Below are 417 nucleotides of genomic sequence, written 5' to 3'. Positions count from 1 at the left end.
GTTATTCGTCGAGAGCGTGTCTGCAGGCAGCACGCGGGCAGTGAGCCCATGCTTGCCGAGGATCTGCGTCAGCATCAGGGCAGCAGCTTCATCGAGCTCCGACTGCGCGGCGACGCAAACCACCCGGTCCTCACCTCGGAAAGCCTCACCCAGGTTTTCCGGTGCCAGAATCGGCAGGTCGGCTGAACCTTCGGCCTCGTCGGTTTCAGCGATCGCTGCTTCTGCCTCGGGGTCGTTGGTCATTTCTCCGACTGCAGGATTGCGGTCATCATGGTCGGCGAGGTCATCGACGACTTCACGCACCGTTTCGAGGATCCGTGTCTGCCGTGTTGCATCAAGGACGCCGCGTGCCGCGTCGCTGGCTGCGAGTCGCAGACCTTCCAGGGCGACTTCGTCATAGTAGACGGAGAGGGAGCT

1 protein-coding gene is annotated in these 417 nt (G+C 62.4%); it reads right to left on the bottom strand.

Features of this window, described 5'->3' with window-relative positions; genetic code table 11:
- Positions 1 to 417, bottom strand: a 417-nt coding sequence (locus AB4Y92_RS26070; RefSeq protein WP_441822258.1) for a hypothetical protein, incomplete at both ends; no start/stop codon positions are given.

The organism is Lysobacter sp. TAB13, from assembly GCF_052113885.1.
GTDB classification, from domain to species: Bacteria; Pseudomonadota; Gammaproteobacteria; order Xanthomonadales; family Xanthomonadaceae; genus Lysobacter; species Lysobacter gummosus.
Note: the sequence above shows the minus strand (reverse complement) of the source record. Positions and strands in the feature narration are given on the sequence as shown.